The 15,575-nt window shown below is 34.2% G+C and carries 14 protein-coding genes, 4 pseudogenes and 1 riboswitch; of the genes and pseudogenes, 8 read left to right on the plus strand and 10 right to left on the minus strand.

Features of this window, described 5'->3' with window-relative positions; genetic code table 11:
- Positions 1–45: 45 nt before the first annotated feature.
- Positions 46–1,263 (minus strand): ABC transporter permease, encoded by a 1,218-nt coding sequence (locus ACEWFJ_RS19235; protein WP_473689557.1) that lies wholly within the window; start codon positions 1,261–1,263, stop codon positions 46–48.
- A complete protein-coding gene (locus tag ACEWFJ_RS19240; RefSeq protein ID WP_473689558.1) occupies positions 1,256–2,002 on the minus strand; it encodes an ABC transporter ATP-binding protein in 747 nt (248 codons plus the stop codon). The genes ACEWFJ_RS19235 and ACEWFJ_RS19240 overlap by 8 nt, the downstream gene beginning before the upstream one ends.
- A gap of 553 nt (positions 2,003–2,555) precedes the next feature.
- Here ACEWFJ_RS19240 and ACEWFJ_RS19245 point away from each other — a divergent pair.
- Positions 2,556–2,990, plus strand: a complete 435-nt coding sequence (locus ACEWFJ_RS19245; protein ID WP_098306021.1) for an HIT family protein — start codon at positions 2,556–2,558, stop codon at positions 2,988–2,990.
- A gap of 107 nt (positions 2,991–3,097) precedes the next feature.
- Here the strand turns inward: ACEWFJ_RS19245 and yhzF are convergent, their stop codons facing one another.
- Positions 3,098–3,289 (minus strand): membrane protein YhzF, encoded by a 192-nt coding sequence (gene yhzF, locus ACEWFJ_RS19250; RefSeq protein WP_098306019.1) that lies wholly within the window; start codon positions 3,287–3,289, stop codon positions 3,098–3,100.
- A 113-nt stretch (positions 3,290–3,402) separates the two neighbouring features.
- Here yhzF and ACEWFJ_RS19255 point away from each other — a divergent pair, with 113 nt between their 5' ends.
- Together ACEWFJ_RS19255 and ACEWFJ_RS19260 are read left to right on the plus strand one after the other, a co-directional pair.
- Complete coding sequence (locus tag ACEWFJ_RS19255) at positions 3,403–3,765, plus strand: YtxH domain-containing protein (protein ID WP_473689559.1); 363 nt, start codon at positions 3,403–3,405, stop codon at positions 3,763–3,765.
- Between the two features lie 297 nt (positions 3,766–4,062).
- Positions 4,063–4,622 (plus strand): annotated as a pseudogene (locus tag ACEWFJ_RS19260) (HTH-type transcriptional regulator Hpr).
- 2 nt (positions 4,623–4,624) lie between these two features.
- Here the strand turns inward: ACEWFJ_RS19260 and ACEWFJ_RS19265 are convergent.
- Positions 4,625–4,963: a DUF1878 family protein gene (locus ACEWFJ_RS19265; RefSeq protein WP_473689560.1), complete on the minus strand. Its 339-nt coding sequence runs from the start codon at positions 4,961–4,963 to the stop codon at positions 4,625–4,627.
- A gap of 89 nt (positions 4,964–5,052) precedes the next feature.
- Here ACEWFJ_RS19265 and ACEWFJ_RS19270 point away from each other — a divergent pair, with 89 nt between their 5' ends.
- Complete coding sequence (locus ACEWFJ_RS19270) at positions 5,053–5,268, plus strand: hypothetical protein (RefSeq protein WP_473689561.1); 216 nt, start codon at positions 5,053–5,055, stop codon at positions 5,266–5,268.
- A 31-nt stretch (positions 5,269–5,299) separates the two neighbouring features.
- On the opposite strand, the pseudogene ACEWFJ_RS19275 reads toward ACEWFJ_RS19270, so the two are convergent.
- Positions 5,300–5,371, minus strand: a pseudogene (locus ACEWFJ_RS19275) (YjcZ family sporulation protein); the annotation flags it as partial.
- Positions 5,372–5,566: 195 nt separating this feature from the next.
- Here ACEWFJ_RS19275 and prsA point away from each other — a divergent pair.
- From prsA to ACEWFJ_RS19295, 4 genes are all read left to right on the plus strand, one after another.
- Positions 5,567–6,439, plus strand: a complete 873-nt coding sequence (gene prsA, locus ACEWFJ_RS19280; RefSeq protein ID WP_473689562.1) for a peptidylprolyl isomerase PrsA — start codon at positions 5,567–5,569, stop codon at positions 6,437–6,439.
- Positions 6,440–6,898: 459 nt separating this feature from the next.
- Complete coding sequence (locus tag ACEWFJ_RS19285) at positions 6,899–7,639, plus strand: GntR family transcriptional regulator (protein WP_473689563.1); 741 nt, start codon at positions 6,899–6,901, stop codon at positions 7,637–7,639.
- Between the two features lie 581 nt (positions 7,640–8,220).
- Positions 8,221–8,481 (plus strand): hypothetical protein, encoded by a 261-nt coding sequence (locus ACEWFJ_RS19290; protein ID WP_473689564.1) that lies wholly within the window; start codon positions 8,221–8,223, stop codon positions 8,479–8,481.
- A gap of 654 nt (positions 8,482–9,135) precedes the next feature.
- The gene (locus tag ACEWFJ_RS19295; RefSeq protein WP_473689565.1) at positions 9,136–10,524 is read left to right on the plus strand and encodes an MFS transporter; all 1,389 of its coding nucleotides are present in this window, start codon (positions 9,136–9,138) and stop codon (positions 10,522–10,524) included.
- 162 nt (positions 10,525–10,686) lie between these two features.
- On the opposite strand, the pseudogene ACEWFJ_RS19300 reads toward ACEWFJ_RS19295, so the two are convergent.
- The 5 genes and pseudogenes from ACEWFJ_RS19300 to ACEWFJ_RS19320 all read right to left on the minus strand — a co-directional run.
- Positions 10,687–10,764: pseudogene (locus ACEWFJ_RS19300) on the minus strand (SPASM domain-containing protein); the annotation flags it as partial.
- Positions 10,765–10,809: 45 nt separating this feature from the next.
- Positions 10,810–11,690, minus strand: a pseudogene (locus tag ACEWFJ_RS19305) (5'-methylthioadenosine/S-adenosylhomocysteine nucleosidase).
- Between the two features lie 177 nt (positions 11,691–11,867).
- Positions 11,868–11,971, minus strand: a riboswitch (purine riboswitch).
- A gap of 416 nt (positions 11,972–12,387) precedes the next feature.
- Positions 12,388–13,266 (minus strand): radical SAM/SPASM domain-containing protein, encoded by an 879-nt coding sequence (locus ACEWFJ_RS19310; protein ID WP_473689566.1) that lies wholly within the window; start codon positions 13,264–13,266, stop codon positions 12,388–12,390.
- 232 nt (positions 13,267–13,498) lie between these two features.
- Positions 13,499–14,944 (minus strand): DEAD/DEAH box helicase, encoded by a 1,446-nt coding sequence (locus ACEWFJ_RS19315; protein ID WP_473689567.1) that lies wholly within the window; start codon positions 14,942–14,944, stop codon positions 13,499–13,501.
- 91 nt (positions 14,945–15,035) lie between these two features.
- Positions 15,036–15,275, minus strand: a complete 240-nt coding sequence (locus ACEWFJ_RS19320; RefSeq protein ID WP_473689568.1) for a DUF4180 domain-containing protein — start codon at positions 15,273–15,275, stop codon at positions 15,036–15,038.
- Positions 15,276–15,575 lie beyond the last annotated feature (300 nt).

Genomic DNA, 15,575 nt, shown 5'->3' on the forward strand with positions numbered 1-15,575 from the left:
AATATACAGTGAAACTTCCATTCATCGAATTTGTTCACCTATATTTTAAGTGCGGGATAATTTTTTTAAGCGCTTTGCGCCGTATTGATATACAAATCCAACGCTAAATAACATATTTTCAAAAAATACGATTCCTGTCATCATCATATCCTTCGTTGCAACCGCAAATAGCACGGTGAAAATTACACCACCTATGCAAAGGATAGCACATAATAATGCGAGAAAATCCTTCATCTTCGCTTCCTCTGAAATAGGATATAAATCCATCCATAACTTCAAACGATGATGCTTCCATAAGCTTAGCAACTGATAGCCAATTAAATATAAAAACACGACACTGACAATAAGACGTGCATATAGAAATGGAACAAAGTATAAAATCAAGCTGCCAATTATAAGTAGACGAACATACAATCCAAGATAATTTCCTGAACGTAAAAACGTACGAACAAATAAGAATAAATATGGTCGTTTTTCTGGTACGGTATTGAGAATAAAATCAAGCCATTTCCGGCGAGATACACGTTCCTTTAACGCCGGCACATCGACAAACATATTGGCAATGCGGTATAGCAATAACATTTTCTTTCCTTCTTCAGCAATTAAGTATTCCCAGTTCAGCGGTTTTCCTTTTACTTTTCGCTGCAAAAACACAAGATAAACCACCATTGCAAAAACGATTGCGCCCATATAAACAGCCGAAGCGCGCGCTACAAGGAAATAAACAAAGAAAAAGTTAAGCACAAAACGGACCAACCAGTCAATGAGGTGAATACGGTTATCCGTCATATAAGACTTTTCCCAGGTGACAAATAAATTCCAAGCTTTACTTAACACAATAGCGAGCACAATTACTATGTATGTTGTTCCGGATTGTTGCGTCTGCTGGAAATAGAGCGGAGCAATCGCTGCACTTGCCATCGCTACCAGATACAACTGGATGAGAAACGTAAATTGAAATGCTTTTGTGAAATATGCTTTTAATTTTTCTTCTACCGGCAGTAAATATACAAGATCCGCTTCTTTTAATAACGTTTGAATCGATCCTGCAGTTAATACAAGGCCCAATAGAACTGCTATAACAAATGCTGCTGGAAATGAAGGTGTTAATGTTTGTAACCATTGCTGATAATAATATGCACCCGCACCGATGATAAATACAAAAATAAATTTTAAATGATCATTAAACACATATTTACCATATGTACGAATTTCTTTTAAAAAATGACGAAACCGTTCGCTCCATAACTTTTTACTATTCATCAGCATCTTCTTCCTTCGTTAGTGCAATGTAAATATCATCAAGCGTTGCACCCGCCATGTTAAACCGCTGTTGCAGCTCTTCAAGTGTGCCCTGTGCACGAATTTCGCCTTGATGCAAAATAATGAACGAATCACAATAACGCTCTGCTGTTGCTAAAATATGTGTACTCATTAAAATGCCAGCACCGCTTTTCTTCATTTGATCCATCATTTGCAAAAGCGATTGAATGGCTAACGGGTCTAATCCAATAAACGGTTCATCCACAATATACAGAGAAGGCTGCACTAAAAAGGCGCTCATAATCATTACTTTTTGTTTCATCCCTTTTGAAAAATGGGATGGAAACCACTTTAAACGATTTTTCATGCGAAACTCTTTTAACAGTTTTCCTACACGTTCTTCATATTCTTTTTCCTCAACGCCATATGCCATTGCTGTTAGCTTTAAATGCTCTTCTAATGTTAACTCCTCATATAACACAGGTGTTTCTGGAATAAATGAGAAACTAGAGCGATATGCTGTCATATCCTCTTTTAATGTCTTGCCGTTAATCGTAATGTGACCTTGTTTCGGCTCCATCAATCCGATAATGTGCTTAATTGTTGTACTCTTGCCTGCACCATTTAAACCAATTAAACCGACAAGTTCCCCTTTCTTAACGGAGAATGAAATATTTTGCAATACAGGCCGTTTTGTATATCCACCTGTGACATTTTCCACTCGCAATAATTGTTCCATATGACACCACTTTCTTCTTTATGTATGTGTAATCATCTTACCAAAAAATTAAAGCTCCTACATAGTACGGAACTTTTTTAAAAAGAAAAAATTTCCTTTACATAACTTTTACAAAAGCGGACATCATAATTAGTGAGGAAGGAACACATTGAAAAAGCAACCATAAAAGTGATGAACACAGCATAGCGAAATCATCATGAAATGGGGTGTCTATAATGGACAAAGTGAGTGAGTTTACACGGAGCAGATAATTGTTTAATTTTAGAAACGGGGTGTCTCGAGGAGAGTAGATACTGTTTTATAAAATAAACAAGTCATTTCAGAAGGATTGCAACATCATTTCATTGTAAATGGGGTGTCGACGGCAGAGTAGATGTCGAATTACCACGCATTTCCTAATAAATGAGGTGTCTGTTAAAGGTAGATTAAACGAAAACGCTTTTTCAACCCTTCTTCAGAAGGCAGGAAGCTTAATTAGCTTCCTGCTTTTCGTGTTTTTTCTACTATGTAATTATGGTAAAATACGGCTAAGACCACTGAAAGGATGAGGAATATGAATCATACAGCAGATAATTGTATTTTTTGTAAAATTATTGAAGGGCAAATTCCTTGCGCAAAAGTATATGAAGATGAGCATGTACTTGCTTTTTTAGATATTAGCCAAGTTACAAAAGGACATACACTCGTAATTCCAAAAGTACATAAACAAGATGTATTTGCATTAACACCAGAAATTGCTGCACACATTTTCTCTGTCGTTCCAAAAATTTCGAACGCTATTAAAACCGAGTACAATCCAGTTGGCTTTAACTTATTAAATAATAACGGAGAAAAAGCAGGCCAAACTGTCTTTCACTTCCATCTTCATTTAATTCCACGCTACGGTGGAAAGGACGGATTTGGCGCTGTGTGGAAATCTCATCAAGGTGATTACACAATGGAAGAGTTACACAACATTGCAAACACAATTGCAACTAGTGTAAAGTAGTATAACACTTTCATCGGGACTGATGAGTTGAAAAGATCAGATTTTGCAGATAATCTTTCTTATATAACATATTAAGACAGACTAACCGTTTCATCTGAATAGATAACCTATTGTAGTATGTACAATAAAATTGTACATACCATACATATCCCGCCAATGAAAGCGAACCTAACAGTTTGTTGTTTCACCAAAAGTATTGGCGGATACGATCTTTTCTGTTTTAAAATGAAAAGTAATTGCATTGCTCGTACAAGAAAGAAAAGACTGACAATAAAACAAATTGTTGTAATCCATTTCACTTTTCTCCCCCTTGTCTTATGCATATGCACGTTTTTACACATCATGAGTACAACGATAAAGTAAAACTTCCATCAACTGATGGTTAGTTGAACCAATTAAGGAGGTCCTTTTTATGTCAAAATCTAAATTCTTTCTAACTGGCGTCATCTGCGGCGGAGCTGTCGCTGGACTTGCTGTGCTCTTTTCCACTCCTTCATCTGGAAAAGATATGCGAAGTAAGTTAAAAGAAAAAGGAAATGATATAAAGAAAACATTATCTGATATTACAGCAGATACTAAATTATTAAAACGACAAATTGTTGAAACAGCTTCTGAAGGAAAAGGGGTAATTCAAGAATTAAGAAATGATATGCACGAAACATTCTCTGTATGGAGACAAGATATTTCTCAAAACAAACGCCATATTGAACAAGAAATTGAAGACATTCAAAAATCAATTGAAAAATTACAACAAGCAGTTCCTGATAAAGCGTAACTTTTCGTATATAACAAATATTTTTGATTCGGCTCTTCTCTTACACGGCACATGACATACATGTGCCGTATTTTTTATACAATTACACTGTTTCCTTTTTTCATGCAAATGAGAATAAAATTACGTTAATCTTTACCCTAATCCGCAATGAAACGCTTCCAAATTAACTCGGAATTTGTATAGTTTTGTCATTTTTCCGAAAAATTTTCACAATTCTAACAAAAAGACTTTATTAATTTTTATTTTACTGGCATAATAGATACTAATGAATAAGAATTGTATAAAGTGGGTGAATGAATGAAAAGCGGGGAAAAAAGTTATTCGATAAAAGAAGCGATGATTTTCAGTCAACGCATCGCTCAACTATCAAAAGCATTATGGAAATCTGTAGAAAAAGATTGGCAGCAATGGATTAAACCATACGATTTAAACATTAATGAGCATCACATTTTATGGATTGCGTATCATTTAAAAGGGGCTTCTATTTCAGAAATTGCAAAGTTCGGCGTAATGCATGTATCCACAGCTTTTAACTTCTCTAAAAAACTAGAAGAGCGCGGTTTACTTATTTTTTCAAAAAAGAAGATGACAAGCGAAACACATACATCGAGATTACGGATATGGGAGAGCAATTGCTGCTGCAATTGATGGAGGAGTATGACCCTGAAAGTAATTCTGTCTTTAATGGCGCTTTGGCTCTTCGTAATTTTTATGGTAAATTCCCAGAAAATATCGAATTAATCGCCATTTTACGAAATATTTACGGGCAAGATTTTATCGACATTTTCGAGAAATCCCTGGATAATATCGAGGACAATTTTACAGAGCTCGATGAAAAACTTGTTAAAAAATTTTAAATTCATTCTTTTAATGCCATCATACGTATAAATTCTTGCATTAATGGTTGAAATAAACCTTGACGCTCAAGCGCTTCTGCGGTCTCTTTTCCTTCGAGGCTTCGTGGAAGCGCTTTTTCAAATTTATTCAACAATTCATCAAATAAAAGTAAACCTTCTTGCTTTTCTATTATGTATTGCTCGTTCATTTCTTCACAAAGAACTAACAAACGATCTACATCACGTCTCATCACTTTCTTCTTTATAATTAAAGAGTAAAATGGACACTTTTGTTCATCTATCATATTAAAAAGAAGCGATACATAATATTCTGCTTGTTCTAAGCGTTTGACAACGTCCACTTTCTTCCCTCTCTTTCTAATACAAGTTTCTCTATTTCAGAATTTTATAACACGAACAAAATATCGTATGATACAATAGATTCAATTATATGTATTTTCGCCAAAGGAGGACTCTCCTCGTGACAATTATATTTATCGCTTTTGCACTTATTGTTCTAGTTTATACGAATTTCATGGCGCACACACTGTGTCAACAAAAACAAATGTCTGATCGACGCAAAACGGGTGTCTTTCGGTTCATTAATGTATGTATCACTATTTTATTAATTTCTAGTTATATAGAAATTATATTTCATGCAAAGTGAGGAAGGGAACCCCCTTCCTCACTTTTTTCCTTTATAAACAAATTATACCTACTATCACCAATAAAATAAATAACACAAGCAACAAAATTAATTGTTGATTCATTATAATTTCAACCCCCTCACCTTATTTTGTATGCCTATAAACCTAAAATGGTGAAATGGCCTAATCTTACAATCCTCACCAGCAAATGGTTAATTTTCCTTTATCAATAGGAAAACATGTTGAAATATGTTATATTAAATTTAGTACATATTGCTTATACTATAAAAAATACATAATAGTAGGAGTGTTTATTTCATGAAGAAAGCAATACTTGCTCTAGCTGTAACAAGCGTGTTCACATTATCAGCATGTGGCACTTCGGACAAGGTTGTAACGTCAAAAGCTGGCGATATAACAAAAGATGAGTTCTATGATGCAATGAAGAAACAAGGCGGTCAAAACGTCTTACGTAACATGACAATGGAAAAAGTATTCACTAAAAATTACCCAGTAAAAGACGATGCCGTTAATAAAAAATATGACGAATATAAAAAGCAATACGGTGATCAATTCGATGCTTTATTAAAGCAAAGCGGTATGACTGAGAAACAATTAAAAGATTCCGTTCGCGCTGAGCTTTCAATGAGAGAAGCTGTAAAGGCAAGCATCACGGATGAAGAAGCAAAAGCAAATTACAAACCTGAAATCAAAGCAAGCCACATTCTTGTAAAAGATGAAGAAACCGCGAAAAAAGTAGAAGCTGAACTAGCACAAGGAAAATCTTTTGAAGACTTAGCAAAACAATACTCTGAAGATACAGGTTCAAAAGATAAAGGCGGCGACTTAGGATACTTCGGACCAGGTAAAATGGTAAAAGAATTTGAAGATGCTGCATATAAATTGAAAAAAGATGAAATCAGTCAACCTGTAAAATCACAATTTGGCTACCATATCATCAAAGTAACTGACATTAAAGAATTGAAACCATTCGACCAAGAAAAAGATCGTATTAAAGAGGAACTTGTTGATAAGAAAATCCAAGATCCACAATTCATGAACGATCTTGTTACAAAAGAAATGAAAAAAGCAGATGTGAAGATTAACGATAAAGATTTAAAAGATATCTTCGAAGCTCCGAAAGCAAGTACACCTGGCGCACCTAGCTCATCTGGTTCATCTAGCAAATAATAAAAAGGCTCGGCATATGCCGGGCTTTTTTGTTTTGCGTATTAAATAAAGTGAAACTTCCATCAGTGGGGGTCTTCTTCCTCCCCACTAATGGAAAGCTTTTACCAATCGAGCTTTTACGGACAATTATCCCCCACCTATCTTCTTCACTTTTCTCTGAACCTTGAGGTGCGGATCTTACTATCCACAAATAGCGAGACAAACACACCTAGTGCAAATGATAATGAATTTTTGAAAGCTTATTAATTTCCACAAAAAAGTAAGTTACAATAGAACAAAGAAAATAATCTACTATAAAGTGAAACTTCCATCAGCAGATGCTTTTTCTGCTGATGGAAAGCTCTCACCAATCGGGCTCTTACGGACGGTTTTTCTTCTTGAAATAATCTACATTACCGACCGTTTGAGCGGGATAAAACGAGAAGAAACGGAATTTATAAACTATAGGGGTAAAAGAAAATGAACAATAAACTTCATGAACTCAATAAACAAAAAAAACCGCTATTCGTCACTGTGTATGACCAATTGTATAAATTAATCATGGATGGAACATTTCCTCCTGACAGCAAGCTTCCAACAGAACCCGAATTGGCCAAAATATTTGGCGTGAGCAGAATGACATTGAGACATGCTTTGGCACTTTTGCAGGAAGATGGATTGGTTAAAAATATCCATGGAAAAGGAAATTTCATTACAAAATTTCATCATAATGAAAGTAACGATGGCCTGGAGAAGTTGGGGAATCCCTTATATAAATGCTATACGGAAAAAATAGATGATATCGAACTGAATTTCCGAATTGACCTAGTAACGGACTATGCAATGCAAGTATTAAATCAAGAAATGAGTGCAGTGGTTGCGTTGGAACGCTGGTATAAAAGTAACGATAAGATAGTTGCTTTTGCTTTTACGATGATGCCAATAGAAGCTGTTTCCAAATTAAATCTTGACTTACAAAACGAGAAGCAAGTATTGGAAATGTTGGAGGAGAAAGTATATGAACTCGCTAATTCCTCTACCATTGAAATTAAACGTTCTAATTCCGTCAACACTCCGTCATTAAAATACCAAATTTTCCACGGAGAGGAATGTGATTTGATTTTAGAAAGTGTATATATCAGCGATAAATACCCTGTGGTTTATAATAAATACTATATACCAATAGAATTTAGTCAAATTAGGATTAAAACGTCTAAATAATCGAATGAGCAATCCATTATCTCTTAGAAACTTCCATTCGTGGAGGGCTATACGTGATAAAGTTTGATCAAAAATACTTCTCAAACTCTCATATTACATCAAAACAAAAGAATCCATTTTGAAAAAAGATTAATCAAAATGGATTCTTTTATTAGAAATCTGAATTTAGTTTTTATAAAAAAGTTTGATTAAAACTCATTTAAAATTCGCTAAATCGATTCGGATATAATTCACTTAACATATAACTACCACCTCATTTAAAAATTTCTAGCCTACAATTCTTCATAAAACGAGGTATCCCTTGTTGTTAAATTTTAAGGGAATTCCATTTTTTTGAATATTAAAAGTACATTTCATTATTGCCCAATGATATAATTATAGAAAAACAATGATTATGGACGGATGCTTGAAATGAAGGCGCACAAAAAAGACGACACAAAAAGAAACGACGTAACCGGAAAACATTTAGACAATTTTTGTTTCAATGTTGGATTTATGTCAAAAAATTTTTTAAAGCATTATTTTTCTTAGTGCTTTTATTGGCATTTTTAGTACTTGGTTATTACATAGTGGATGCAATATTGAATCGAGAATTTACAGTATATCTTGCTTTATCCTTTGTAATCTGCGTTGTATTGTCCTATATTCTAGGGTATATAATCAGTAAAGAGGAGAAATTAGATTTTATCAATGCGGATGCTAGTTTCGATGGGGGTATTGTAGATTTTATTATATGTATCATTTTAGCGATGCTATTTTTCATATTATTTGGCGTAACGTATCATGGAGTGAACTATATTATTCATAAAGTAACTGGAAGTGAAAGATTTAAATCCTTCTAAAAAGAGCCCTAATATTCAGGGCTCTTTTCACAGAGAACTCTATGTTGATCAAGATACTTTGCGATATAATTTTTTTGTTCCTTTTTTCTTCTCAATGCTTGATAGACGTATCGTGCTCCCCCTATTAAGGCTTTCTAATTGAAAGTGGGATTCCCTATACGCTCATATAAGATAAGACATTTCGGTTCATCTTTTATATAAAGCGATGTATTTCATACGAAATACATCGCTTTTTTTGTAACAAAAAAGACAAATTCCGAAAGAAAGATGGGTTGTGAGCCAATGAAAGGTATGGTATCCTTTTCATTGTTAAGATGTATACAAGTTTTTAGACAACTGTACAATATTGTATACTTCAAGGAGTTATCATACATTACCATGAAAGCGCAATCAGAAGGTAAGATGGTTTTGGTTATTCATGTAAGTTCCTTATAAACATCATAAGAAGGAAGTGTATGATATCGTTTTCATTACCCAGATGCATACAACCATACGATATTGTATATTTTAAAGGGCTATCACGCATGATCATGAAAGCGTAATCAAAAGGCAAGATATTTTTAGTCATTTATAGAAACGTTTCCTTTATAAAAGCGAGACAATCATGAATCAGGAAGACAATTTCCTGCATAACAAAAGGAGAGGAATATAACTATGTCTACAACAACTGCAGATGTGAGCATGAAGAAAACTCAGGAATATAGTGCTAAGAAAGCAGTACCTATTACCTTACTGTTATTTCTATTATGTTTAGTAATTGACAATTCGTTTAAGATTATTTCTGTTGATATGGCAAAGGATTTTCACATTTCAGCGACAACAGTTAGCTGGCAAGCAACTCTAGCTGGCCTTGTGATTGGAATTGGGGCTGTGGTGTACGCAACTTTGGCGGATTCCATTAGTATTAGAAAACTTTTTAGCGTTGGTATTATTTTAATCTGTGTCGGTTCAATCATGGGATATATTTTTCAACACTCGTTTTTACTAGTTGTTATCTCACGAATGATCCAAACTGCAGGTTTAGCATCAGCTGAAACATTATATGTTATCTTTGTAACAAAACATTTACCTGCAAATGAACAAAAGAAATTTTTAGGATTAAGTACAAGCAGTTTTGCTCTTTCACAACTTATAGGTGCATTAACTGGAGGTTATGTTTCTACGTACTTCCATTGGACAACTCTGTTTTTACTTTCTTTAGTAACACTTTTCACACTTCCTTTTATTTTAAAATATCTTCCTAAGGAAGAAACGAAAAACAGTAATGTAGATGTATTAGGATTATTGCTAGTTGGAACCATTTCAGCATCCCTACTACTATATATTACCGATTTCAATTGGATGTACCTTATCTTGTTTATTGTTGCAATTACATTGTTCCTTACTTATATCAGCAAGAACTCAAAAGCGTTTATCGGAATTTCATTCTTTAAAAATAAACAATTTATCTCATTGCTTGGAGTTGCTTTTGTAATTTACTCTGTACAGTTAGCATATATTTTCTTATTTCCATTCTTGCTTGAAAAGATTTATGGTTTGCAGCTAGATACCATTTCACTATTATTGATTCCAGGCTATATCGCAGCTGCTGTAGTTGGGGCTCTTTCTGGAAAAATCGCGAAGGTTCTAGGAAGCAAGCAATGTATTACACTCGCTATGTGTAGCATTATGATTAGCTTACTATTAGGCGGAATCTTTATAAAAACTTCTGTTGTTGTATTCGTAATATCTATGATTCTCTTCTCTAGTTCATTTGCATTCATGTATGCACCATTACTTGATTCTTGCATTTGTACGATTGAAAAAGAAAAAACAGGAACAGCAATCGGATTTTATAATTTAACACTTAGTGTCGCTATGTCAATCGGAATCGCCTATACAGCAGCAATGATGGACCATTCTGCAATGCGACAAAGCTTCTTCGGGATTACAAGCAATTTAGATGCTTCCATGTTTAGTAATATTCTATTCATTCTCGTACTCATTACCCTTTTCAGTTTATCTCTGTACTGGGTATTAGTAGGACGAAAAGCGACAAAATAGATTATTGGACAAGTTGTCTATTAGTTAACTAGTCATATAGAATTTCTTTGTAAGAAAACTTTAAAACATAGTAGAACCCTAAGACCAAAATCTTAGGGTTCTTTTTTTATTACATTAAAAGGATAGAGTTTAGACGAATCCGTCTACCCTACTTACTCCTGACTATTTCCCAAATCGTTTACGATATCCGCATTTTCTACATAGTTCCTCTACTGCTACTCTTCGTGAAAGTGAAAAAACGAAGGGGTTTATCCCTTCGTCTTTATGTTAAGAATAGAACTGATTTTATTTATTTGGCATCGAGTCTATATATTTTTTAACTACTTCATATACATATTCTTGATTTGCCGCTGCGGTATTGGGGTTGTATTTTCCGCCGTTTACTTTATTGTTAGATAATACTCGAATCCCTAAGAATGGTACATCATAAGCTTCTGCGATTTGCGCTGCGGCAGCACCTTCCATTTCTTCTACAGATGTACCGTATTTTGTATGGAACCACTTAATTCTATCAACTTCATTATTCCAAACGTCTGCTGAACCTATAGTACCTTCAACTACTTTACCTTTTGTATACTTATCTTTTACTGCATTAGCTGCTGCAAGTAAATCCTTATCTCCCTCGTAGTATCGGATTTTCTCAGCATTTGGATCTTCTCCTGCACTTCCTTCAGAAGCCATTAAGTCCATAGATATCCATTTCGTCGGCTCAATTCCTTGGTTCTCATCCATCTTTGTTGTTTTTAGTGAACCTATGTTTGCGACTTTTTTCCTAAAACAATATCAAATACGTTTAAATTAGGATCATGTCCACCTGATGTTCCTTGGTTAATAATCGCTATAGGCTTATATTTTTCAATAGCCACTGCTGTAGCGGCTGCTGTATTTTCCATTCCTTTACCTGTTTTCTCAACGATTACAGGATAGTTGTCTACAGTTCCTTTATAAAATACAAAAGTTCCGGATTTTTCCTCTTTAACATTTTTTAACTTTTTTGCAAATTTTTCAGCTTCTATTGGCATTGGACCTTGAATTAAGATAGGTTTTTGATTGCTTTTTGCCTCAGCTACTTGTTTTGAACTAGCATTACATCCTGCAAGTATTGAGAATGACAATGCGATAGTAGTTGCTAGAGAAGCATATTTTTTTAACATGTTGTTCTTCATAAATAATCTCTCCTTTTTCTCTTGTTGTTTGATACACTTGAGGTTTTGGTCCAAAGAAAAAAGTTCTAGAAATTGTAGAAGAATCTCTACTTTCTAGAACTACGGTAGTTAAAGTTAATTAAGCAAAAAATGAGGCGAATGCTAAATTATAGAACGGTAGCGGCTCAATACACCGAACGACCGAATACTTTAACCCGTAGTCTAGTTCTTTCATTGGGAACTAGGTAGAAACGCTCGGACCATATTACCGAGTATATACGAGTGATGATATTTAAGATTATTACATTGGTAATATAACAAACTTTTAGTGAATACGCAATAAAAACATGAACATTTTTTTCTAAAACTCGAAAAATGTTCGCTTTTATCGACATAATAGATAGAAGGTTTTGTTTCTTAATGGATTCGGTCGTAAAAAACTTAAAGTCCATATACTAGAATTAGCTCATTAATCAAAAATATGAAGTAATTACCCGTTTCAGTTTATCTCTGTACTGGGTATTAGTAGGACGAAAAGCGACAAAATAGATTATTGGACAAGTTGTCTATTAGTTAACTAGTCATATAGCATTTCTTTGTAAGAAAACCTTAAAACAATGATTTCAGAAAAGAACCCTAAGCTCAAAAGCTTAGGGTTCTTTTTTATTACATTAAAAGGGCAGTTGTCTAACCTACTCATCTCTAGCCAATTACCTATCTATTTTCCAAATCTCTTGCGATACCCGCATTTTCTACATAGTTCTTCTACTGCCTCTCTTCGTGAAAATCCATCTACAAGGTTTTTTGCTCGCTCCCCTTCGATAATATCAGAAAATGAGGCATCGTTAATATTTCCAAGGTTGATAATTCCCTCACCATCTAAACAACAAGGGATAACAGTTCCATTTGCTAAAATACCTGCTTGATTTCGAAGGCCATAACAGAAGCCCTTTCCATCGTCTTCTTCTTCATGCAGTGCAGGCCATTGGAATTCGTAATCTTGATTGATGAAAATGCGATCAGCAATTTTCACGCCGCTTCCTGGTGTGACCTTCTCTTCAATTTTGTACGGTAAATCAAATTCGTTCTCAATGATTTCTAGTAATTGTCTGTTTCGTTGTATTTCCACATTCGTCTTATTGTCTTGTGTGAGATTCCATAATCTCAGTGAAACAATCAATTCCGATTGGCTCGTCGCTTCTTTAATAAAAGAAAGTATGCTCCTCACATATCCTTCCTTATCTGTAGAGCCCTCATGACCATCAAAACTATGAAGTGAAAAGTTCATCTGTCTGAGTGCAGGTTTATTTAATAACCTGTCCCTCTTTTTATTAATTAATGTTCCGTTAGTTGTAATATTAACTTTAAACCCTTTTTCATGACATAAGTCTAACAATTGATCTATTTTAGGATGAAGCAGCGGCTCACCTTTTACATGTAAATAAATATAGTCTGTGTGAGGTTTAATTTCATCTAATCTCTTAGAAAAATCCTCCACAGAAATGAATTGCTTCTGCCGTTCTGTTGGCGGACAAAAGCTGCACGCGAGATTACATACGCTAGTAATCTCTAAGTAAAACTTCTTAAACTTTTTCAATCTCAATTCCTCACTTCTTTGACTACTTAGAACAGGATAAAATATTGTTCTATTACTATTACAGCATAATTTTTCATAAATGAAAACATACTTATTCAAGGAAACTACTGTTACTATTTTCTTTGTTTGGAAGAATGGAATTGTATTTTGATCCTCACTTATTCTGCTACAAGAAATAAAATAATGATTTCAATAAAAAAACTACCCACCCGTTAAAGTGGATAGCCCCCTTTTATTTAATTGCCTCATGAACCTTTAACTGCTTCCCTTTTATCGTTGTGTTTTTCATTACTTTTAAAACAAGTGGTCCTTTTCCGTTTAGAATATCAACATAAGAAACATTATCCTGTATCGTAATAATCCCTATATCATCCGCTGTAACACCTGGAATTTTGGCAATTGTACCAACAAAATCCACTGCTCGGATTTTCTTTTTCTTCCCACCATTAAAGTAAAGCTTCATGATTCCCTTATTTAGACTAGCACTTTTATCTTTTTTAATAATTGGCTTAGCATTTATTTTTTCTTCAAATGCCGCCTTTCTTTTTGTAACTTCTTCTTTTAAAGGTGCATCTATTTTTAAAATTTCAAAACCGATATACTCTTCGATTTCTGCTAGAAATCTCTCTTCATACGGAGTTACAAATGTAATTGCTTTTCCGCTATTACCAGCACGTCCTGTTCTTCCTGTACGGTGTACGTAACTTTCTTTTTCTAATGGAATATCGTAATTGATGACGTGGGTAATATTCTCAATATCAATTCCTCGTGCTGCTACATCTGTCGCTACTAAATAGCGGAATTTCCCTTTTTTAAAGTCATTCATTACTGCAAACCGATCTTCTTGCACCATACCACCATGAATTTTATCACAAGGATAGCCAGAACGTTTTAACTGTCTAAATACATCATCTACATTTTCTTGCGTACGGCAGAAAATAATGCAACTATCTGGATTTTCAATAGTTGTTATATCTTTCAGAAGAGCGAACTTCTCTTCTTCCCTCACTTCTAAAAGACTATGTTCAATTTTATCTGTCGTAATACCAGATGCTTTAATCTCGATGTTGATTGGTGATTCCATATATGTACGAGACAAATTTTCAACATCTTCTGGTAATGTCGCAGAAAATAGCATCGTCATTCGGTTCGTAGGTAGTTCGTCAATAATTGCTTCTACTTGATCGATAAAGCCCATATTTAACATTTCATCTGCCTCATCAATTACCAAATATTTCAAACACTCTAACGAGAAAGTCCCTTTTTCAATATGATCTAATACACGTCCAGGAGTACCGACAACAATATGTGTCTTTTGCTTTAGTTCTAATTTCTGACGCGCAAATGGAGATTTTCCGTAAACCGCAGTTGCTTTAATACGCTTAAATCTGCCTATATTCGTAATATCTTCTTTTACCTGCGCAGCAAGTTCCCTTGTTGGTGTAAGGATTAACGCCTGCGGCTTATTTTCTTCCCACTCAACCATTTCACAAAGCGGAATCCCAAAAGAAGCTGTCTTACCGCTTCCTGTTTGTGATTTTACAACAAGATCTTTCTTTTCTAATGCAATTGGGATGACTTTCTCTTGCACTTCTGTTGGCTTTTCATATTGTAAGCTAGCAAGTGCTTTTATAATTTCCTTACTCAATGCGTAATTGTTAAAACTTTGTGGACTCATGTACTAACCTCATTTTGTTATATATTCTTTTATGTATTTTTCACCATTGTATGAATACCATATGCATAATTCCATTTTTTCTATGGAGTTTTCATTTCTCCTTGGTATCATAAACTCGAAATCCAAGTTCCAGCATCTGCAATATTCTTAAATGTTCTAAAATAACAGCAACTCTTATATGATAGTTTATGAATTTTTGCACCATCATTCCTGCTAGACCTGTTTTCAGATTGAAGAAGTCTTCCGAAAATGCATCAACGTAGAGTATTAATAAGTATACGTCATTTTCAACACATATGCCTACAATTCTAACACATCTTTTTCTGAACAAATTTGTCTCTCAACAGAAACACATTCAATATATTTTTTGTTGTTTTTTCCACCACTCTATAATTCATTATGCTTGTCCCCTTATAAATCAGTTTGTTCTACAAGCACTGAAATTGAACTCAGCATCTCTTCAATAAACGTTATATTCCCCCATAACATGACTCTTAATCGGCTTATTTTATCATCATATTTCATAAAAAAGTCTACGTCATTTATGCTACCACCGATACTAATCTACATAAGATTTTAATAAGCCCTTGAAAATCTTATGTGAAACCAATATTCTAATACTATTAACTCT

Source organism: Bacillus sp. EA-CB0995 (genome assembly GCF_055814245.1).

Excerpts from the sequence above, each read along its gene's own strand:
- ACEWFJ_RS19235 (WP_473689557.1), bottom strand. The coding sequence starts at position 1,263 with ATGAATAGTAAAAAGTTATGGAGCGAACGGTTTCGTCATTTTTTAAAA.
- ACEWFJ_RS19240 (WP_473689558.1), bottom strand. The coding sequence starts at position 2,002 with ATGGAACAATTATTGCGAGTGGAAAATGTCACAGGTGGATATACAAAA.
- ACEWFJ_RS19245 (WP_098306021.1), top strand. The coding sequence starts at position 2,556 with ATGAATCATACAGCAGATAATTGTATTTTTTGTAAAATTATTGAAGGG.
- ACEWFJ_RS19255 (WP_473689559.1), top strand. The coding sequence starts at position 3,403 with ATGTCAAAATCTAAATTCTTTCTAACTGGCGTCATCTGCGGCGGAGCT.
- ACEWFJ_RS19270 (WP_473689561.1), top strand. The coding sequence starts at position 5,053 with ATGTATTTTCGCCAAAGGAGGACTCTCCTCGTGACAATTATATTTATC.
- prsA (WP_473689562.1), top strand. The coding sequence starts at position 5,567 with ATGAAGAAAGCAATACTTGCTCTAGCTGTAACAAGCGTGTTCACATTA.
- ACEWFJ_RS19285 (WP_473689563.1), top strand. The coding sequence starts at position 6,899 with ATGAACAATAAACTTCATGAACTCAATAAACAAAAAAAACCGCTATTC.
- ACEWFJ_RS19295 (WP_473689565.1), top strand. The coding sequence starts at position 9,136 with ATGTCTACAACAACTGCAGATGTGAGCATGAAGAAAACTCAGGAATAT.
- ACEWFJ_RS19315 (WP_473689567.1), bottom strand. The coding sequence starts at position 14,944 with ATGAGTCCACAAAGTTTTAACAATTACGCATTGAGTAAGGAAATTATA.